At 64.8% G+C, this 18,177-nt stretch carries 14 protein-coding genes and 3 tRNA genes; 12 read left to right on the top strand and 5 right to left on the bottom strand.

Annotated elements, in window-relative coordinates; all coding sequences use genetic code 11:
- Window positions 1–52: 52 nt before the first annotated feature.
- Window positions 53–508 carry a hypothetical protein gene (locus QWJ37_RS06515; protein ID WP_290244794.1) on the top strand — a complete coding sequence of 152 codons (456 nt, stop codon included), beginning with the start codon at window positions 53–55 and terminating at the stop codon, window positions 506–508.
- 54 nt (window positions 509–562) lie between these two features.
- On the opposite strand, the gene QWJ37_RS06510 is transcribed toward QWJ37_RS06515, so the two are convergent.
- Window positions 563–1,519, bottom strand: a complete 957-nt coding sequence (locus QWJ37_RS06510; protein WP_227903287.1) for a 2-hydroxyacid dehydrogenase — start codon at window positions 1,517–1,519, stop codon at window positions 563–565.
- 101 nt (window positions 1,520–1,620) lie between these two features.
- Between QWJ37_RS06510 and QWJ37_RS06505 the strand changes: the two genes are divergently transcribed.
- From QWJ37_RS06505 to QWJ37_RS06495, 3 genes are all read left to right on the top strand, one after another.
- On the top strand, window positions 1,621–1,953 hold the full coding sequence (locus tag QWJ37_RS06505) for a hypothetical protein (RefSeq protein ID WP_290244793.1): 333 nt from the start codon (window positions 1,621–1,623) through the stop codon (window positions 1,951–1,953).
- A gap of 115 nt (window positions 1,954–2,068) precedes the next feature.
- Window positions 2,069–2,144, top strand: a tRNA-Lys gene (locus QWJ37_RS06500).
- A gap of 175 nt (window positions 2,145–2,319) precedes the next feature.
- Window positions 2,320–2,392, top strand: a tRNA-Lys gene (locus QWJ37_RS06495).
- Between the two features lie 77 nt (window positions 2,393–2,469).
- Here the strand turns inward: QWJ37_RS06495 and QWJ37_RS06490 are convergent.
- On the bottom strand, window positions 2,470–3,642 hold the full coding sequence (locus QWJ37_RS06490; protein ID WP_290244792.1) for an RtcB family protein: 1,173 nt from the start codon (window positions 3,640–3,642) through the stop codon (window positions 2,470–2,472).
- Window positions 3,643–3,730: 88 nt separating this feature from the next.
- On the bottom strand, window positions 3,731–4,237 hold the full coding sequence (locus QWJ37_RS06485) for a MarR family winged helix-turn-helix transcriptional regulator (protein ID WP_290244791.1): 507 nt from the start codon (window positions 4,235–4,237) through the stop codon (window positions 3,731–3,733).
- 149 nt (window positions 4,238–4,386) lie between these two features.
- Between QWJ37_RS06485 and bcp the strand changes: the two genes are divergently transcribed.
- From bcp to QWJ37_RS06460, 5 genes are all read left to right on the top strand, one after another.
- Complete coding sequence (gene bcp, locus QWJ37_RS06480; RefSeq protein ID WP_290244790.1) at window positions 4,387–4,854, top strand: thioredoxin-dependent thiol peroxidase; 468 nt, start codon at window positions 4,387–4,389, stop codon at window positions 4,852–4,854.
- A gap of 57 nt (window positions 4,855–4,911) precedes the next feature.
- A tRNA-Leu gene (locus tag QWJ37_RS06475) sits at window positions 4,912–4,996 on the top strand.
- A 239-nt stretch (window positions 4,997–5,235) separates the two neighbouring features.
- Complete coding sequence (locus QWJ37_RS06470; protein WP_290244789.1) at window positions 5,236–6,930, top strand: ABC transporter substrate-binding protein; 1,695 nt, start codon at window positions 5,236–5,238, stop codon at window positions 6,928–6,930.
- 102 nt (window positions 6,931–7,032) lie between these two features.
- Entirely contained in the window at window positions 7,033–8,037 is a 1,005-nt protein-coding gene (locus QWJ37_RS06465; RefSeq protein ID WP_227903293.1) for an ABC transporter permease, read from the top strand.
- Window positions 8,038–8,045: 8 nt separating this feature from the next.
- Entirely contained in the window at window positions 8,046–8,978 is a 933-nt protein-coding gene (locus QWJ37_RS06460; protein ID WP_290244844.1) for an ABC transporter permease, read from the top strand.
- An 86-nt stretch (window positions 8,979–9,064) separates the two neighbouring features.
- On the opposite strand, the gene QWJ37_RS06455 is transcribed toward QWJ37_RS06460, so the two are convergent.
- Window positions 9,065–9,574 (bottom strand): tetratricopeptide repeat protein, encoded by a 510-nt coding sequence (locus QWJ37_RS06455; RefSeq protein WP_290244843.1) that lies wholly within the window; start codon window positions 9,572–9,574, stop codon window positions 9,065–9,067.
- Window positions 9,575–9,669: 95 nt separating this feature from the next.
- Window positions 9,670–11,391: an ABC transporter ATP-binding protein gene (locus tag QWJ37_RS06450; protein WP_290244788.1), complete on the bottom strand. Its 1,722-nt coding sequence runs from the start codon at window positions 11,389–11,391 to the stop codon at window positions 9,670–9,672.
- A 124-nt stretch (window positions 11,392–11,515) separates the two neighbouring features.
- Here QWJ37_RS06450 and QWJ37_RS06445 point away from each other — a divergent pair, with 124 nt between their 5' ends.
- The 3 genes from QWJ37_RS06445 (at window position 11,516) to QWJ37_RS06435 (ending at window position 18,100) form a co-directional block, all read left to right on the top strand.
- Window positions 11,516–13,240, top strand: a complete 1,725-nt coding sequence (locus tag QWJ37_RS06445; protein WP_341482214.1) for an ABC transporter substrate-binding protein — start codon at window positions 11,516–11,518, stop codon at window positions 13,238–13,240.
- Between the two features lie 123 nt (window positions 13,241–13,363).
- On the top strand, window positions 13,364–14,854 hold the full coding sequence (locus tag QWJ37_RS06440; protein WP_227903295.1) for a malate:quinone oxidoreductase: 1,491 nt from the start codon (window positions 13,364–13,366) through the stop codon (window positions 14,852–14,854).
- 132 nt (window positions 14,855–14,986) lie between these two features.
- On the top strand, window positions 14,987–18,100 hold the full coding sequence (locus QWJ37_RS06435; RefSeq protein WP_290244787.1) for an efflux RND transporter permease subunit: 3,114 nt from the start codon (window positions 14,987–14,989) through the stop codon (window positions 18,098–18,100).
- Window positions 18,101–18,177: the final 77 nt, after the last annotated feature.

Raw genomic sequence — 18,177 nt, 5'->3', positions numbered from 1 at the left:
CCCGCCGGGGCGGGGTTCCCGGATAGGGGGAGCGTGTTCATAGACTGGGGAAATGACATCGGATAGAGAATCCAGCAGTCCGGACGCCCAGGCGGATACGGGAGCCAGCGATCAGCTCAAGCTCGTGCTCCGCCGCGTCTTCGAAACCCAGATTCCGAATTACGGTGACTACAACCTGGTCTGCGCCACCCCGGGGCTCGACGGCGAGACCGGGTTTTATGTGCTGGGCTACCGCTGGCGCCCGGCGGAACTGGTCTTTGCCCCGTTCGACGTCGACTCCCTCGCGGCACTTGAAGCACCCACAGCCATCAACACTACGAATCTGTCCCACACTGATGAACTCGGCACGGATGCGTACGAGGTGGGGACCAACACCGGACGCATCTTCCGCTTCAGCGTCCTTCCGCAGGCCGCGCTCCCGGCCGAAGACTCATCCACCCTGCTGGAACAGGCTGCTGACTGGACCGATTTCCGTTCCTTCGTGCAGTCCTACCTGGACCTCGCGTAGCACCGCGGCCCTGACCTGCTGGGGTTGCCCGCCCGCGGACCGGATCTTCGGGAGCTATTCCCACGGACCGCGCCGTACCAGGTTCATTGGTTCCCGGCCCTGCGCCAGCAAGGCGACCTGCTTACGCAAAAAGGCCTCGATCCGCGGCTGGAAGGCTCCGGTGTTCCCGCCCCAGTGCGGGGTGATGATGGCTCCCGGCGCGCTTCGGAGCGGATGGTCCGAGGGCATGGGCTCAGGATCAAAAACATCCAGGGCGGCCCGCAGCCGGCCGGAGGACACCTCCTTGGTCAGTGCTTCACTGTCCACCACCGCCCCGCGTGCCACGTTCACTACGAGGGCGCCGTCCGGCAGTGCCGCCAGCACGCGGGCATCCACGAGGTGCCGGGTCTGGCCGTTCAGGGGCGTGATCACCACCAGGATGTCCGCGCCGGCAGCGAGGTCGATCAGTTCGTCGGTGCCGTGGACCTTCCCGTCCTCATCAGTGCGTGCGCTCCGGCCCACCCGGGTCAGTTCAACCTCGAAGGGCCGAAGGCGGGCAGCAATCTCATTCCCGATGCCGCCGACGCCCACCAGCAGTACCCGGCGGTCCGCCAGTCCGGGCCAGCGAATGGCTTCCCAGCGTCCCTCTGACTGTGCCCGGACGGCCTCGTCGATTCCCCGTTGGGACGCGAGCATCAGCGTGAGTGCCATTTCAGCCGTGGCAGCGGCGTGCACGCCTGCGGCGCTGGCAATGGCAGTGCCCGGTTCCACCAGTTCGGGCAGGCCGTCATACCCGGTGGACTGTGCCTGGAGCAGGGCAAGGTCCGGAACCCGGGACAGTGCGGCACCGTAGTTACCCGGAAGGTAGGGAAAGACCACGGCGTCAATCTCGGAGTACTCCGCGCCCTCGGGCTCACCGTCCAGATCCCAGAGCACCGCGCGGATTCCCTCCGGCAGGGGCTGCAGGGCGGAGAGCAGTTCAGCGCTGGGAACGGTGAGCACACGTACGGGGCGGGATTCGACGTCGGCCATGCGTGCCAGCCTAGCCGGATGCCCTTCATCACCGGCTATGGACACGGCCGGCCACCGGCCGTAACGTCGAATTGAGCCTTCCGCCGACCGAAGGAGGCCCCGTGGCTCGGAAATCGGTTCTTTTCACCGCCCTTGGACTCGGATCAGCCGCCACCGTGTGGACGGCCCGCCGGCTGCGCATGCTGCTGGCACACGGCGCGGTGCAGATGGCCGCGGGCCCCGACCCCGGGCCGGAAGCCGAACGGACCGCACCGCAACCGACGGCGGCAAACGGAGACCCGCCCCAGGCGACCACGGTGACCACCGGGGATCCCGCCTCGAACCTGCCGGCCCGGACCTGGGTAGTGGATAACGGCTCGGATTGGGACGGAAATCCCGGCGAACTGGTTATCCTCCCCTGCAACCGGACTGCCCGGGGCCACGAATCCAAGTGAAACAGCCCACAAAACGGGTCCGGATTTCATTCTTCGGCAAAACTGCTGGTAGTGTTTCATGTCGTTGCTGATGCAGCCACGGAGGAATATCCGCGGTTTACACGGCATCGAATGCGCACCTCTAGCTCAATTGGCAGAGCAATTGACTCTTAATCAATGGGTTCCGGGTTCAAGTCCCGGGGGGTGCACCAACTGCCCCGTCCGATCAGGTTATTCGCCTGAACGGGCGGGGTTTTTTGTGCTTCGCCACTGCTGTCCCGAGGTCTGCGGCGGTTTCGCGCTCCGGGTCGGGACGTGGTAGTGTTTCATGTCGTTGCGGAGATCGAACCGCGCTTCACGGCGCAGCGAGTTCGTCTCTGTGAAGATGCACCTCTAGCTCAATTGGCAGAGCAATTGACTCTTAATCAATGGGTTCCGGGTTCAAGTCCCGGGGGGTGCACAGCGAGAAACCCCGTCCGGCCAGGCCCAGTGCCCGGCCAGGCGGGGTTTTCTGTTGCCGGCGCCGGGTGCCGAACCCTAGTCGCCTTTTACGTTCACGATCTGCCGCAGCACGTGCCGCACCGACACCAGGTCCTTCGCATCCGCCATCACCGTGTCGATGTCCTTGTACGCAGCCGGGATTTCGTCAATGAAGGCGGCAGTGTCACGGTATTCAATGCCGGCCATGGCCTGCCGCAGCTGGTCCCGGCTGAACGTCCTGCGCGCCCGGGTGCGCGAAAACTGCCGGCCTGCTCCGTGCGGGGCCGAGTTCAGGGACGGAGCATAGCCCTTGCCTTCCACCACGTACGACGCCGTGCCCATGGAACCGGGGATCAGGCCGGCACGGCCGGGCGAGGCGTCAATGGCGCCCTTGCGTGAGAGCCAGACCTTCCTGCCGTAGTGTTCTTCCACTTCCGTGTAATTGTGGTGGCAGTTGATCCGCTCCCGTTCCAGCACCCGCTCCCCCGTCCACGCACCGAAGCACGCCAGGACGCGGTCCATCATTTCCTCCCGGTTCAGGAGGGCGAATTTCTGCGCCCACATCAGTTCCGCTATGTAGCGGTCAAACTCCGGGGCGCCTTCCTCCAGGTAGGCAAGGTCCCGGTCGGGCAGCTTAATGGAGCGTCCGGTGCAGTAGGTCTGTGCAGCCTTGATGTGCCGCTGTGCGATTTTGTTTCCCACCCCGCGGGATCCCGAGTGCAGGAACAGCCAGACCGACTCTTCCTCGTCCAGGGATACCTCGATGAAGTGGTTGCCGGAGCCGAGGCTGCCCAGCTGCAGGCGCCAGTCCCGGAGATAAGCTGCAGGATCAAACCCGGCCGCGGCGGCGTCGTCGGCCAGTTCCCCTGTCCGGGTCCCGGCGGATGCGGTGAGGACCTTGTTGTTATGTCCGGCGGAAAGCGGAACGGCCCGTTCAATGGCCTCCCGCAGTTTCCGGCGGTCCAGGCCCGCTATGTCCGAAGCCCGGTGTCCGGTCCGGACCGCGATCATGCCGCAGCCGATATCGACGCCGACGGCGGCCGGAATGACAGCACCCAGTGCAGGGATAACGGATCCCACGGCCGCGCCCTTGCCCAGATGCGCGTCCGGCATGGAGGCCAGGTGCGGATAGATAAACGGCATCTGCGCGGTCAGCCTGTTCTGTGCCAGCGTTGCCTCGTCAATGACACTGGCAAAGTTCAGGTACTTTTCGCTGATTCTCTGTTCCATGAACCGCCTTCCGGATCAGGGCTACGGCTTAAAGCAAAGGAGGCACATCCGGCGGATGTGCCTCCTATAAACATAGGTGCCCGTGGAGTCAGCGGCTCTCGGCCGCGGCCTCGGGAATAATCTCCAGGCCGGCGCCGGGCGGGAGGGGAAGCCCGGGGACATCCACCGCAACCTGCCAGCGCGGGCTGCCCAGCTCTCTGATCACCTTGCGCAGCTGGCTCCGCAGGTCCTCGGACATAAGCTCACCGTCATCGAGCAGCGTCCGCTCAATGTTCTGGGCCTCGTTCAGTGCTTCTTTGCCCTGAGCGGTAATGGTCACCATGTGACTGCGCTTGTCCAGGTCATTGCGCACGCGCGTTACGTGGCCGTGGGCTTCAAGACGGGCCAGGGTCTTCCCCATGGTCTGCGCCTGAACACGCACCAGCTGCGCCAGGCGTGCCTGTGTCATTGGTCCCTGCGTCTCCAGAACACCCAACGCGATGACACCTGCATGGGTCAGTCCGATGCTGACCAGACGTTCATTCCAGGCGTGCTCTACGAGGCGTGCTGCTGTAGACAGCAGGCGACCGGTGGGCCAACGCTCCATATCCGGCATAAAATAAAACTCTTCCTCTCGGCTTCGGACTCGCAGTAACAGTCAGTTTGCTGATAACGCACGGATCCACAGACTAGGATAGCCACCCTGCGTTGGAATGTCGCGTTCGGACGCACCGAACACGAAATCTAGATCTTAGGAGAGACACAATGCCCCGCCTCAGCCCGGCCGAAACCGCACCGGATTTCACCCTGTCCGCCTCCGACGGAAGCACCGTCTCGCTGGCCGATATGCGCGGCAGCAACACCATTGTGTACTTCTACCCTGCCGCCGCCACTCCCGGCTGCACTACCGAGGCGTGCGATTTCCGCGACAACCTGAACAGCCTCAAGAGCGCCGGCTACACCGTCCTGGGCATCTCGCCCGACCCGGTGGATAAGCTGGCGAAGTTCGCCGACGCCGAGGGGCTGAACTTCCCGCTGCTCTCCGACGAGGACCACGCCGTCGCCGAAGCGTACGGCGCCTGGGGCGAGAAAAAGAACTATGGCCGCACCTACGAGGGCCTGATCAGGTCAACGGTGGTGGTGGATCCCGAGGGAAAGGTTTCCCTCGCCCAGTACAACGTCAAAGCCACCGGACATGTTTCCAAGCTGCGCCGTGATCTGGGGCTCGATTAACCTCGGGTACACTGGAGGCTGGTTTCCCGGCCGCGCCTGCGGCAGGCCGGCGACCACGCGCGAGTGGCGAAATTGGCAGACGCGCTGGATTTAGGTTCCAGTGTCTTCGGACGTGTGGGTTCAAGTCCCTCCTCGCGCACCAGCAAAAGCCCCGGTCTTCGGACCGGGGCTTTTTTGCTGCCCTCCGCCAGCCCTGCCGCACCCGAACTGCAAAGGCGTGACCAAATCGTGACCGCGCCGGGGGTGTCGTATTTCACGTAACAGAAACACTTCGCCATTAGGCTCTGTCCATACGTTTGTGTCCGAGGACACATTCGGCCGGTATGCCGGCCGCAGGCAACACTCGCCTTAGCGTTTACCCGCCCTAGAGGAGTACCGAATATGTTCCCAGCAGACAGAGTCCGGAAAGGCCGTTCCGCGAAGAAACGCGCGTCCGCCCTGACCGCAGGCCTGGCCCTGAGCGCTCTTGTGCTCTCCGGCTGTGCCCAAAGCAACCGTGAAGAAGGCGACGCCGGCAACTCCGGCGACGTTGACGGCACCTTCGTTTTCGCCGCGTCCTCGGACCCCAAGTCCCTGGACCCCGCTTTCGCCTCCGACGGCGAGTCCTTCCGCGTCAGCCGCCAGATCTTCGAAGGGCTTGTGGGCGTGGAGCCCGGAACGGCTGACCCGGCACCGCTGCTGGCCAAGTCGTGGGAAAACTCCGAAGACGGCATGACCTACACCTTTGACCTTGAAGAAGGCGTCACGTTCCATGACGGCACCGACTTCAATGCCGAAGCGGTTTGCGCCAACTTCGAGCGCTGGTACAACTTCAGCGGCATCCAGCAGGCGGAAAGCCAGGCGTACTACTACGGCATGCTCTTCAAGGGCTTCTCGGATTCCCCCGAAACGGCTACGTACAAGTCCTGCGAGGCCCCCTCAGACACCGAGGCCGTCATTACCCTGAACAAGCCGTTCGCCGGGTTCGTCGCCGCCCTGTCCCTGCCGGCGTTCTCGATGCAGAGCCCTGCTGCCATGGAGGAATTCGGCGCCAACGAATCCTCGGGCACCGCTGAGGCACCCGAACTGACCGAATATGCCAAGAACCACCCCACCGGCACCGGGCCGTACAAGTTCGATAAGTGGGATGTCGGCAGCCAGCTGACGCTTTCCCTGAACGAGGATTACTGGGGCGGGGAAGAAGCCCAGGTCACCGACATCATCTTCCGCGTGATCGATGATCCGCAGGCCCGCCGCCAGTCGCTGGAATCCGGCGACATTGACGGCTACGACCTGGTGGCACCGGCTGACACCGAATCCCTGGCCGCTGCCGGTTTCAAGGTTGTCCCCCGGGATCCCTTCACCATCCTTTACCTGGGCATGAACCAGCAGGTACCGGAACTGGCTGATGTAAAGGTCCGCCAGGCCATCTCCCACGCCATCGACAAGGACGCCCTGGTTTCCCAGACCCTTCCCGAAGGCACCAAGGTGGCCACGCAGTTCATCCCCGAGGTAGTCAACGGCTACAACGAGGACGTCACCACCTACGAATACGATCCCGAGAAGGCCAAGTCGCTCCTGGCCGAAGCCGGTTACCCTGACGGTTTCACCATCGACTTCAACTACCCCACCGGCGTCTCCCGCCCGTACATGCCCACCCCGGAGCAGGTATTCACCAACCTCAGCGCCCAGCTGGGCGAGGTAGGCATCAAGGTCAACCCGCTGCCGAACAAGTGGTCCCCGGACTACCTCGACCGGGTCCAGGCCGGACCCGATCACGGCCTGCACCTGCTGGGCTGGACCGGCGACTACAACGACACCGACAACTTTGTTGGCGTGTTCTTCGGCCAGGAGAAGCCCGAATTCGGCTTCAACAACCCGGAAATCTTCGCCTCACTGGAAGAAGCACGCCAGGTGTCCAAGCTCGAAGAGCAGACCCCGCTCTACGAGCAGATCAATGAAGACATCGCCCAGTTTGTGCCGGCAGTACCGCTGGCCCACCCGGCGCCGTCGCTCGCGTTCAACGAGCGGGTGGATTCCTACCCGGCCAGCCCCGTGAATGACGAAGTGTTCAACCAGATCAAGCTCAACAAGTAGCGCAGCGAAGGCCGGGGACCCCAGCGGTCCCCGGCCTTTATGCGTGTTCCAGTCTTTTTCCCCACCAGATCCTCCAGCTCCCACGGCTGGGAAAGGACGCTCGTGCTACGAGTCATCGGCAAACGCCTGCTTATGCTGATTCCCACCCTGATAGGCCTCTCCATCCTGCTGTTCCTGTGGGTGCGCAACCTGCCCGGCGGGCCGGCCACCGCCCTGCTCGGCGATAAGGCCTCACCCGAAGCCATCGCCAACATCAATAAGGCCTACGGATTCGACCGACCCCTGATCGAGCAGTACTTCACCTACGTGGGGAAGCTCCTGCAGGGCGATTTCGGCACGTCCATCGTCACCGGCCGCCCCGTCCTGGAGGAATTCGCCACACGCTTCCCGGCCACCGTGGAACTGGCGGTCGTGGCCCTGATCTTCGCGATCGGCATCGGCATTCCCCTCGGCTACCTGGCAGCCCGGCATTACGGCCGCTTCTGGGACCACGGCTCGGTGGTCCTGTCCCTGATCGGAATCACCGTTCCGGTGTTCTTCCTGGCCTTCATCCTCAAATGGGTACTGGCCATTCAGCTCGGCTGGTTCCCCACCGACGGACGCCAGGATCCGCGTATCAACGCCACCCATGTGACGGACTTTTATGTGCTCGACGGTTTACTGACCCGGGAATGGGACGCCTCCTGGGACGCCATTATGCACCTGGTGCTTCCGGCCATTGCCCTGGGCACCATCCCGCTGGCGATCATCGTGCGTATTACGCGTGCTTCAGTCCTGGAAGTCCAGGGTGCCGACTACGTCCGTACCGCCCGGGCCAAGGGCCTGATGGAAAAAACCATCCGCGGCCGGTTTGTCCTGCGCAACGCCATGCTGCCGGTAACCACCACCATCGGCCTGCAGACCGGGCTCCTGATCTCGGGGGCGGTGCTCACCGAGACAGTCTTCGCGTTCAGCGGTATAGGCCGGTTCCTGCGGGATGCCATTTTCGCCCTCGACTATCCCGTCCTGCAGGGCTTCATTGTCTTTATCGCCATAGCGTATTCACTTATCAACCTGCTGGTTGATGTGTCCTATGGCTTCATCGATCCTAGGGTGCGTGTCCAGTGAGTACTACTCTGCCTCCCGCCGCGGGCGGGTCCGTTCTTCCCGAAGGCGCACCCACCGCCAAGCCGGCCACCGGAAGCGGCATGTGGGAGGATGCCTTCCGCAGGCTGCGCCGCAACCCGGCCGCTATTGCCGGTGCCGTCATTGTTGGCCTGTTTGTCCTGGTGGCCATTCTTGCCCCGCTGCTGGCCCCGTATGGCGGCAATGACCTGCCCGGCCGGACCGAAATCACGCCTACCAGCATTCCGGGACCGGGTGATATCGACGGATATCCGCTGGGCCTGGACCGCTTCGGCGGAGACGTGCTCTCCAAGCTCATCTGGGGCGCCCGGGCATCGCTGATCATCGGCGTGGTCTCCACGGCACTCGGCCTGCTGGGCGGAATGCTCCTGGGCGTCATTGCCGGCGGCCTGGGCGGCTGGGTGGACAGCGTCATCATGCGTTTTGTGGACATCCTGCTCTCCGTGCCGAACCTGCTGCTCGCAGTAAGCATTGCCGCGCTGATGGGCCAAAGCTCCATGGCGATCATGATCGCCATCGGCGTTTCCCAGGTGCCGATCTTCGCCCGCCTGCTGCGTTCGTCGATGATTTCCCAGCGCAGCGCGGACTACATCCTCTCCGCGCAGACCCTCGGCCTGAGCCGGCGGACCATCACCATGAGCCACCTGCTGCCCAACAGCACGGGTCCGCTGATTGTGCAGGCCACGCTGACGCTGGCAACGGCCGTCATTGACGCCGCAGCCCTGTCCTTCCTCGGCCTCGGCGGCGGACTGCCGCAGACCGCCGAGTGGGGCCGGATGCTTACCTACGCCCAGGCTGAACTGGCCGTAGCCCCGCAGCTGGCGTTCCTGCCCGGCATTTGCATCGCCATTACCGCACTTGGCTTCACCCTGCTGGGTGAGTCACTGCGCGAAGCTCTGGATCCAAAGACCCGGCGCAAGTAACAGCACGCGCCGGGCCGGTCCCGGGTATTAAAAGGGAAGGTCCCCTCCGGCCGGAGGGGACCTTCCCTTTTAATGGGCGGTTCTTCTTAATGGGGCGGTTTTTCGTCGAGCGACACGAGGTACTCGGCGTTTCCCCGGATGGCCGGCACATACCGCTGCAGTTCCGGGGAATCGACATGCTCGGCTACCAGGAACAGCAGGCCGGCCAGGGCACGGTCCGCGCGGCCTGCTGCGTGCAGGGTCAGGGCCTCGAAGACCCCCAGCGACACCGAGCCGGGAAAGTCCTGCCGGGCACGGGCAAAAACGGCCAGGGACTCCTCCGTGCGCCCCAGGTTCCGCAGGGTGCTGCCGTACTGAAGGCAACACCTGCGCAACACGTCCCCCGAGAGGCCTGCCGCCAGGGCCTGTTCGTAGTACCCGGCGGCTTCCTCCTCCCGCCCGGCGGTGTCATGCGCCCCGCCGACCTCATAGAGGACCCGGGGGTTGCCCGGGTGCCGCCGCAGTACGCCCAGAAGGGCGGTGATGGTCGGCGCCATGTCCGCCCGGTCCCGGGCCGCGAACAACCCGTCCAGCTCGGCTTCCAGGGCACCGTCCAGGTCCTCCGCCGGCGCCCCGGCCGGCCGATCTGTTGGCTCCCCGGCCGGTTTCTCCGGGGCCCGGTCCCCCGCCGGACCCGACGTCGGCATCATGACTAGGAGGCCAGCTCGCCGTCGAGCTCTGCGTCGCCCTGGATGTTCAGTTCATTACCGGGGATGGAGGCCAGCAGCTTGCGGGTATACGGGTGGCGGGGGTTGGAGAAGACTTCCTCCGATGTGGCAGCCTCCACCAGTTCGCCGTCCTTCATCACGCAGACATAGTCCGAAATCAGGCGGACCACTGCCAGGTCATGGGAGATAAAGAGGTAGCTCAGCCCGAACTCGCGCTGCAGGTCCCCGAGCAGTTGCAGGATCTGCGCCTGGACCAGCACGTCCAGCGCCGAGACCGGTTCGTCGCAGACAATCAGCTCCGGCTTCAGGGCCAGGGCACGTGCAATCGCCACACGCTGGCGCTGGCCGCCGGAAAGCTCGGCAGGATAGCGGTGCAGCATGTCATGCGGCAGTGCCACCTGGTCCATCAGCTCCAGGACGCGGCGACGGCGCTCCGCCCGGTCCCCGCGCTTGTACGTCTTCAGCGGTTCCTCCAGGATCCGCTCAATGGTGTACATGGGATCAAGGGAGGAGTACGGGTCCTGGAAGATCGGCTGCACCCGCTGCCGGAAGTCCCGAAGCTGGACCTTGTCCAGCTTCGCAACGTCCATTCCGTCAAAGGTCATGGATCCGGACGTGGGCTCGATCAGCTTGAGCAGCATGCGGGCGGTGGTGGTTTTGCCCGAACCGGACTCCCCCACAATGGCTACGGTCTTGCCACGCGGGATATCCAGGGTGACGTTCTTTGCGGCATAGAAATCATCGGCACGTCCGCGGATCTTGAAGACCTTGGTCAGGTCGCGGAACTCCACAATGTTGTCCACGGCTGCGGTGTCCGTTGCCTTGTCCTCCGCTTCCGCGGCGGCGGGCAGGTCTGCCGTTCCGGGAGCCCCGGCGAACGCACCGGGCCGCAGCCGGACGGCGGCAACACTGGGGGCTGCCCGGACCAGGGACTGGGTGTAGGGATGCTGCGGGTCCTCCAGCAGCAGCCGTGCCGGACCGGTTTCCACCACTTCACCGCGGTGCATCACCACCAGCTGAGACGCACGCTCTGCGGCAAGGCCCAGGTCATGGGTAATCAAAAGGACCGAGGTCCCCAGCTCTTCGGTCATGCGGTCGATCTGGTCCAGGATGGTCCGCTGCACGGTCACGTCCAGGGCGCTGGTGGGTTCGTCGGCAATGAGCAGCCGCGGGCGGCAGGCCAGGCCAATGGCGATCAGGGCGCGCTGGCGCATACCGCCGGAAAACTCATGCGGATACTGCTTGGCACGTTCCTTGGCATTGGGCAGCCCGGCCGCGGTCAGGACCTCCACCACTTTCCGGTCCACGTCCTTGGATGTGGCCATCCCGTGCACCAGCAGCGTTTCGGCTACCTGGGTCCCGATCCGGGTTACCGGGTTGAGGTTGGACATGGGGTCCTGCGGTACCAGGCCGATGGAACGGCCGCGGATAGCGCGCATCTTTGCTTCCGGCAGCCCTACGAGTTCCTGCCCGTCGAAGCGGATACTGCCGGAGGCCACCTTGCCGTTGCCGGGCAGCAGGCCGATCACGGCCATGGCCGTAGTGGATTTTCCGGATCCCGACTCGCCCACAATGGCCAGGGTCTCCCCGGCGGGAAGCGAGAATCCGGCATTCCGCACCGCGGCCACTTCGCCGTCCATGGTACGGAAATTCACCGCGAGGTTGCTCACCTCGAGCAGGGGGGAATCAGTGCTCAAATCAGTCATTTCCCCATCCTGCCCCACTCTGGCCCCATGTGACGCGTGTCTCTGCGCTGTTTACCTGTTTTTAATCATTTAGAATGGAAAATCCACGAAACAGAGGGATGGAGCGTCCCGGAGGAGTATCACGGTGACACGATCCGGCGCAGCACAATCCGGCGCAGCAAACCCCGCCCCCGGCCCGGACCGTCCCGCACTTTCCCGCCGTTCCCTCATCCGCGCAGGCGCGGCAGCTGCAGCCTTGATGCTCGCCGGTTGCACAGCCGAAGCCGCCGGCGAGGACCCCACTGCGGGGCCATCCGCCACCGGCGGAAGCGGACCCGCGGCCCGCTTCACCTTTGCGACGGCGGCCCGCCCGGTCACCTTGGACCCCGCTCTCGCCTCCGACACCGAATCCTTCCGGGTCAGCCGCCAGGTACTGGAAGGCCTGGTGGGCGTAGACGCCCTGACCTCCGCACCGGTGCCCCTCCTGGCCACCGGATGGACCCAGTCCGAGGACCGCAAGACCTACACCTTCGAATTGCGCCGCGACGTCATGTTCCACGATGGTGAACCCTTCAACGCGGAAGCGGTCCGGCGGAACTTCGAACGCTGGTACCACCTGCCCGAATCGGTGCGGAGCGGCGGCTCCCTGATGTACAAGTCCGTGTTCCGGGGCTACTCGGACACGCCGGCCACCGCCGTCTACAAGAGCTGCGAGGTGGAGGACGAATACACCGTGCGGGTGGAGCTGAACACTCCGATGGAAAGTTTCATCGCTGCGCTCGCCGCGCCTCCGTTCGCCATCTCCTCCCCCAAGGCACTGGCCGAGGCCGGTGCGGATTCCCTGACCCGGGAACTCAACGGCCGCAGGGTCTCCGGGTACGGCGTCCACCCTGTGGGTACCGGGCCCTTCCGCTTTGTGGCCTGGAATGAAGACACCGTGGAACTCGCCGCCAACCCCGGGTACTGGGGTGAAAAGGGACAGATCGGTTCGGTGGTCTTCCGCACCATTTCCAGCCCCGAGGGCCGGCTGCGTGCCCTGAAGAAGGGCGAGGTGGACGGCTATGACCTGGTTACCGTCAACGACGTGGGCGACCTGGCCCGCAACGGGCAGCGGATCCAGCAGCGCGACCCGTATTCCGTACTGTATCTGGGCATCAACCAGAACTTCCCGGGGCTGGACAGCGTCCTGATGCGCCAGGCAGTAGCCCACGCCATCGACAAGCCCGCCGTCCTGGACGGACTGTTCCTCAACGGCACCAAACCCGCCAATCAGTTCATGCCGGAAAAGCTGGGGCTCACCTCGGATTCGGTCACCGGCTACGGCTACGATCCGGAGAAGGCCCGGGAACTGCTGGAAGAAGCCGGCTACGACGGGCGCGAACTGCCCTTCTACTACCCCCGGCGCGTCACCCGCAGCTACCTGCCCGCACCGGAGAAGGTCTACGCCCGGCTCAGCGCACAACTCACCGCCGCCGGATTCAACATCCGCCCGGTGCCCGTGGACTGGTCCGAGGGATACCTGGAAAAGGTGCAGGGCAAGGAGGACCGGGCATTCCACCTGCTCGGCCTCGCCGGCAGCTACGAAGGCGGAGACAACTTCCTAAGCACGCTGTTCGGCCGCTACACCGAAGAGTTCTCCTTTAATGACCCCGAGGTCTTCACCGGCATTGAAAAGGCCGCCCGCCTGCCGGAAGGCCAGGACCAGACCGACGCCTACCATGCCGTCTCCGACCGCATTTCCCAGCGCGTGCCGGCCGTGCCGCTGGCCTTCCCGATTTCCGCCCTGGCCCTCTCGCCCCGGGTTTCCTCCTACCCCACGAGCCCGGTTCTGCACGAGGTCTTTAACCGGGTCAGCCTCACGGACCGCTGAGCCGGCTCCGAACAGCTATCGGCCCCGACCTCCAAAAGCAGTATTCGTACTGCGATAATTTTAGGAAGGCACCCGCTCGGGGATACGCTTCTATGGCTAGCGCCCACGCGACTGGAGAAGAAGTTGACTGCTAATAGCCCGGCGGAGAATTCCGCAACGAAAACTGATGTACTGCTGATCGGCGGAGGCATCATGAGCGCTACCCTTGGGGCGTTCCTGAAGCAGCTGGCTCCGGACTGGGACATTTCCCTCTACGAGCGCCTCGATCGCGCGGGGCTGGAAAGCTCCGATCCCTGGAACAACGCGGGTACCGGCCATGCCGCCCTCTGCGAACTGAACTACAGCCCGGCCGCGGCCGACGGCTCCGTGGACCCGGCCAAGGCGGTGGGAATCAACGAGCAGTTCCAGGTCTCCCGCCAGTTCTGGTCACACCTGGTCTCCGAGGGCCATATTGGCAATGACTTCATCAACCCGCTGCCGCACATGAGCTTTGTCTGGGGCGATGCACATTCGGAGTACCTGCGCCGCCGGCACGAATCCCTGAGCGCCCAGCCGCTGTTCAAGACCATGGAGTTCTCCGAGGATCCGGCCAAGCTGGCCGAATGGGCTCCGCTCATCATGGAAGGCCGCGATCCCGGGCAGCGGGTGGCCGCCTCCCGCGTGGCCGGCGGAACCGACGTCGACTTCGGCAACCTGACCCGGCAGCTGACCAACTACATGGGTGCCAACGGCGTGCACCTGAACTTCGGCCACGAGGTCGGCAACGTTACCCGCTCCTCCAACGGCGGCTGGGACGTCAAGGTCAAGGACCGGGCAACCGGAACTACCAGCACCGTGTCCGCCAAGTTCGTGTTCATCGGCGGCGGCGGCGGTGCCCTGCACCTGCTGCAGGCCTCGGGTATCCCCGAGGGCAAGGGCTTTGGCGGCTTCCCCGTCTCCGGCCAGTTCCTGCGTGCCACGGATGAATCCATCATTTCCCGGCACAATGCCAAGGTCTACGGCCAGGCTTCCGTCGGTGCCCCGCCCATGTCCGTGCCGCACCTGGATACGCGCTTCGTCAACGGCAAGCGCTCCCTGCTGTTCGGCCCGTACGGCGGCTTCTCGCCGAAGTTCCTGAAGACCGGTTCCCTCCTGGACCTGCCGCTCTCGGTCCGCCCCTCCAACCTCGTGCCCATGCTGGCCGTGGCGAAGGACAACATGAGCCTGGTCAAGTACCTGGTCACCGAGGTTCTGAAGACCCGCGAAGGCAAGACCGCAGCGCTGCAGGAATTCATGCCGCAGGCACAGACCGAAGGCTGGGACCTTATCACCGCCGGTCAGCGCGTCCAGGTCATCAAGAAGGACCCGAAGAAGGGCGGTGTGCTGCAGTTCGGCACCGAACTCATCACCGCCGCTGACGGCTCCATCGGAGCCCTGCTGGGCGCGTCACCGGGTGCTTCCACTGCGCCGCCCATCATGATCAATCTGCTCAAGCGGGCCTTCCCCCGGCAGTTTGACGGCTGGGAGCCGAAGATCAAGGAAATGATCCCGGGCTACGGCGTGAAGCTGAACGAAAATGAACGCCTGGCTGAAGAGATTGAAGCCGATACCAGCCGGGTTCTGGGCCTGTCCTAGTCTCCGTTTAACGCGGCTTACCGTTTTACGCGGCGCAGACCTGCTCCTCCGGCAGGTCTGCGCCGCGAACCAGTTATACCGCCGGTTTCCGGCGCCGCTCCGTTGCGCACCGCCCTTCCTTAAGGCAGGATCATGGATCGTTTGGCCAAGCTGTCCCTCTCGAACAGGGCCCTCATTGCCCTGATCACCGTGTTTGTAGCTGTTTTCGGGGTGATCTCCATGAGCTCCCTCAAACAGGAACTGATCCCGTCGCTGGAGTTCCCGCAGATCAGCGTCATAACGGCACTGCCGGGCGCCTCCCCCGAGGTGGTGGACGCGCAGGTGAGCGAACCCCTCGAAGGTGCCCTGACAGCGGTGGAGGGACTCGAGTCCTCCTCGGCGACGTCGCGCTCAGGCATTTCGACCATCGCCCTCACCTTTGCCTACGGCACCGATCTGGACCGGGCCCGCGGCCAGGTGGACCGTGCCATTTCCAACGCCCGGCAGCTCCTGCCCGAGGATACGAATCCACAGTCCCTTGCCGGCAGCATCAGCGACTTCCCCATCGTTTACCTCGCCGTCTCCTCCGATGAGCCGCTGGCCGAGCTGAATGCGGACCTGCAGCGGCTGACCGTTCCCCGCCTGCAGAAGATCGAAGGCGTGCGGACGGCCGAGGTCACCGGCGGATCCACCCGCCATGTGGCTATCCTCCCCGACCCTGCCGCGCTGGCCGCCCAGGGTGCCACGCCGTCGTCGATTGTGGATGCCCTGGAAAACAGCGGCGCCCTGCTTCCCGCGGGCACGGTGGATGAGGAAAGCCGGACGCTGTCCATCCAGGTGGGAGCACCGCTGGACAGCCTGGAGAAAATTTCCGCCCTGCCGATTGAATCCTCCTCCGACAGCGCCACGCCGGTAACCATTGGCGACGTCGCCTCCGTGGAGATCACGGAGGACGAAGCCACCTCCATCACGCGCACCAACGGACAGGCCACCCTGGCCGTTTCCATCACAAAGACCCCTGCCGGGGACACCGTGGGCATTTCACATGAGGTCACGGACCTGTTGCCTTCCCTCCAGGACGAGTTGGGCAACGGTGCGAAATTCACCGTGATCTTCGACCAGGCGCCCTTCATCGAAAAATCCATTTCCGACCTCACCACCGAGGGGCTGCTGGGACTGGGCTTCGCCGTCCTGGTCATCCTGGTCTTCCTGCTCTCGGTCCGTTCCACCCTGGTCACCGCCGTCTCAATCCCGCTGTCCCTGCTGGTGACCTTCATCGGGCTGCTGGCCTTCGGCTATTCCCTGAACATCCTCACCCTCGGCGCGCTGACCATCGCCATTGGCCGGGTGGTGGATGACTCGATTGTCGTCATCGAGAACATCAAGCGGCATCTGGGCTACGGCGAGGACAAACGCACCGCCATCCTCACCGCCGTGCGCGAGGTGGCCGGTGCCGTCACCGCCTCCACCCTCACCACGGTGGCCGTGTTTGCACCCATCGCCTTTGTGGGCGGCCTGGCCGGGGAACTGTTCCGACCCTTCGCCGTCACCACGTCCCTGGCCCTGCTGGCCTCGCTGCTGGTGTCTCTGACCATTGTTCCGGTGCTGGCGTACTGGTTCCTGAAGTCCTCTCCGCCGGTGGCGGATCCGGAGGCCTACCGGGCCGAAGCCGAGGAAAAGGAGACCCGCAGCTTCCTGCAGCGCGGCTACCTCCCCATCCTGCGCGGCACGCAGCGCCACCCCGTCTACACGGTGGTGGCCGGGCTGATCATCCTCCTCGCCACCGCCGCCATGACACCCCTGCTGCCCACCAACCTGCTCGGCGATACCGGACAGAACACGTTCAGCGTGCGGCAGGAACTGCCTGCCGGCACCTCGCTGGAACGCACGTCCGAAGCAGCCGAACAGGTCGAGGAAGCACTGTCCGGCGTGGACGGGGTCAAGGATGTCCAGGTCACCATGGGCACTTCCACCTCCGGCATTGCGGCATTCACCGCCGGCGGGTCCTCGGTGGCCAACTTCACCGTAATTACCGAGGAAGGCGAGGACCAGGTGGCCCTGCGGGACGCTGTCCGGGCGGCCATTGAGGACCTCGACGACGCCGGCGACGTCACCCTGGGCAGCACCGGCGGCGGTTTCGGTACCTCGAACACCGTGGACATCAACCTCTCCGCCGGGGATCCCGCCGAGCTGCAGCCGGCCAGCGACGCACTGGTGGAAGCCATGTCCGACCTTCCCGGCGTCGCCCAGGCCAGCAGTAACCTCTCCTCCTCGCAGCCGGTGGTCCAGGTGACCATTGACCGTGCCAAGGCCGTGGCGGCGGGTCTGAACGAGCAGCAGATCGCCGGCCTGGTTGCCTCCACCATCAGCCCCCTGCCGGCCGGTTCGGTCCGGCTGGGCACTGATGACCTGCCCGTGCTGATCGGTGAGGGTACCCCCATCACGTCCCTGGAACAGCTCAATGCCGTCTCGGTGCCCGCAGGCGCCGGCTCGGTGCCGCTGAGCGAGCTGGCCACCGTGGAGGAGGTCTCCGTGCCGACGTCGGTCTCCTCCTCAGGCGGTGAACGCACCGCCATTGTGTCCGTCTCCCCGGACGGCGACAACCTGGGCGCCACCATCACCGAGGTCCAGGCGCGGCTGGCCGATGTTGACCTGCCGGCCAGCGTCACCGCCGAACTCAGCGGCGCCGCCACCCAGCAGAACGAGTCCTTCACCCAGCTGGGCCTGGCCCTGCTGGCCGCCATCGCCATTGTGTACGTGATTATGGTGGCCACGTTCAAGTCCCTCCTGCAGCCGCTGATCCTGCTGGTGTCCATTCCCTTCGCGGCCACCGGCGCGATCCTGCTGCTGCTGATCAGCGGCATCCCGCTGGGGCTGCCGTCCCTGGTGGGCATGCTGATGCTGGTGGGCATTGTGGTGACCAACGCCATTGTGCTGATGGACCTGATCAACCAATACCGCCGTCCGCGGGGCAGTGAGCCCGGCATGAACGTGGAGGACGCCATCTTCCGCGGGGCACGCCAGCGCCTGCGCCCCATCCTGATGACGGCGCTGGCCACCATCTTCGCCCTGACGCCCATGGCGCTCGGCGTGACCGGTGAAGGCGGCTTTATTTCCCGGCCGCTGGCAGTGGTGGTGATCGGCGGGCTGATCTCCTCCACGGCCCTGACCCTGATCCTGGTACCTGTGCTGTACCGGCTGGTGGAAGGATCCAGGGAAAAGCGGGCGCAGCGCAAGGAACAGGTCCCTGCTGCGGCCGATGCCTAGGCCCCTGCTGCGTTAGCCGGTCCCGGGAATGAACCGGGGCCGGCAACGGTTGGAACAAAAGTCTATGCATATGCATA

Source organism: Arthrobacter sp. YD2 (assembly GCF_030410475.1).
GTDB lineage: Bacteria > Actinomycetota > Actinomycetes > Actinomycetales > Micrococcaceae > Arthrobacter_B > Arthrobacter_B zhangbolii.
This window is presented reverse-complemented; position numbering and strand designations above follow the sequence as displayed.

Bases quoted from the DNA above. Each gene is read 5' to 3' on its own strand.
- QWJ37_RS06435 (WP_290244787.1), top strand. From the start codon at position 14,987: ATGGATCGTTTGGCCAAGCTGTCCCTCTCGAACAGGGCCCTCATTGCC.
- QWJ37_RS06510 (WP_227903287.1), bottom strand. From the start codon at position 1,519: ATGGCCGACGTCGAATCCCGCCCCGTACGTGTGCTCACCGTTCCCAGC.
- QWJ37_RS06485 (WP_290244791.1), bottom strand. From the start codon at position 4,237: ATGCCGGATATGGAGCGTTGGCCCACCGGTCGCCTGCTGTCTACAGCA.
- QWJ37_RS06470 (WP_290244789.1), top strand. From the start codon at position 5,236: ATGTTCCCAGCAGACAGAGTCCGGAAAGGCCGTTCCGCGAAGAAACGC.
- QWJ37_RS06450 (WP_290244788.1), bottom strand. From the start codon at position 11,391: ATGACTGATTTGAGCACTGATTCCCCCCTGCTCGAGGTGAGCAACCTC.
- bcp (WP_290244790.1), top strand. From the start codon at position 4,387: ATGCCCCGCCTCAGCCCGGCCGAAACCGCACCGGATTTCACCCTGTCC.
- QWJ37_RS06490 (WP_290244792.1), bottom strand. From the start codon at position 3,642: ATGGAACAGAGAATCAGCGAAAAGTACCTGAACTTTGCCAGTGTCATT.
- QWJ37_RS06515 (WP_290244794.1), top strand. From the start codon at position 53: ATGACATCGGATAGAGAATCCAGCAGTCCGGACGCCCAGGCGGATACG.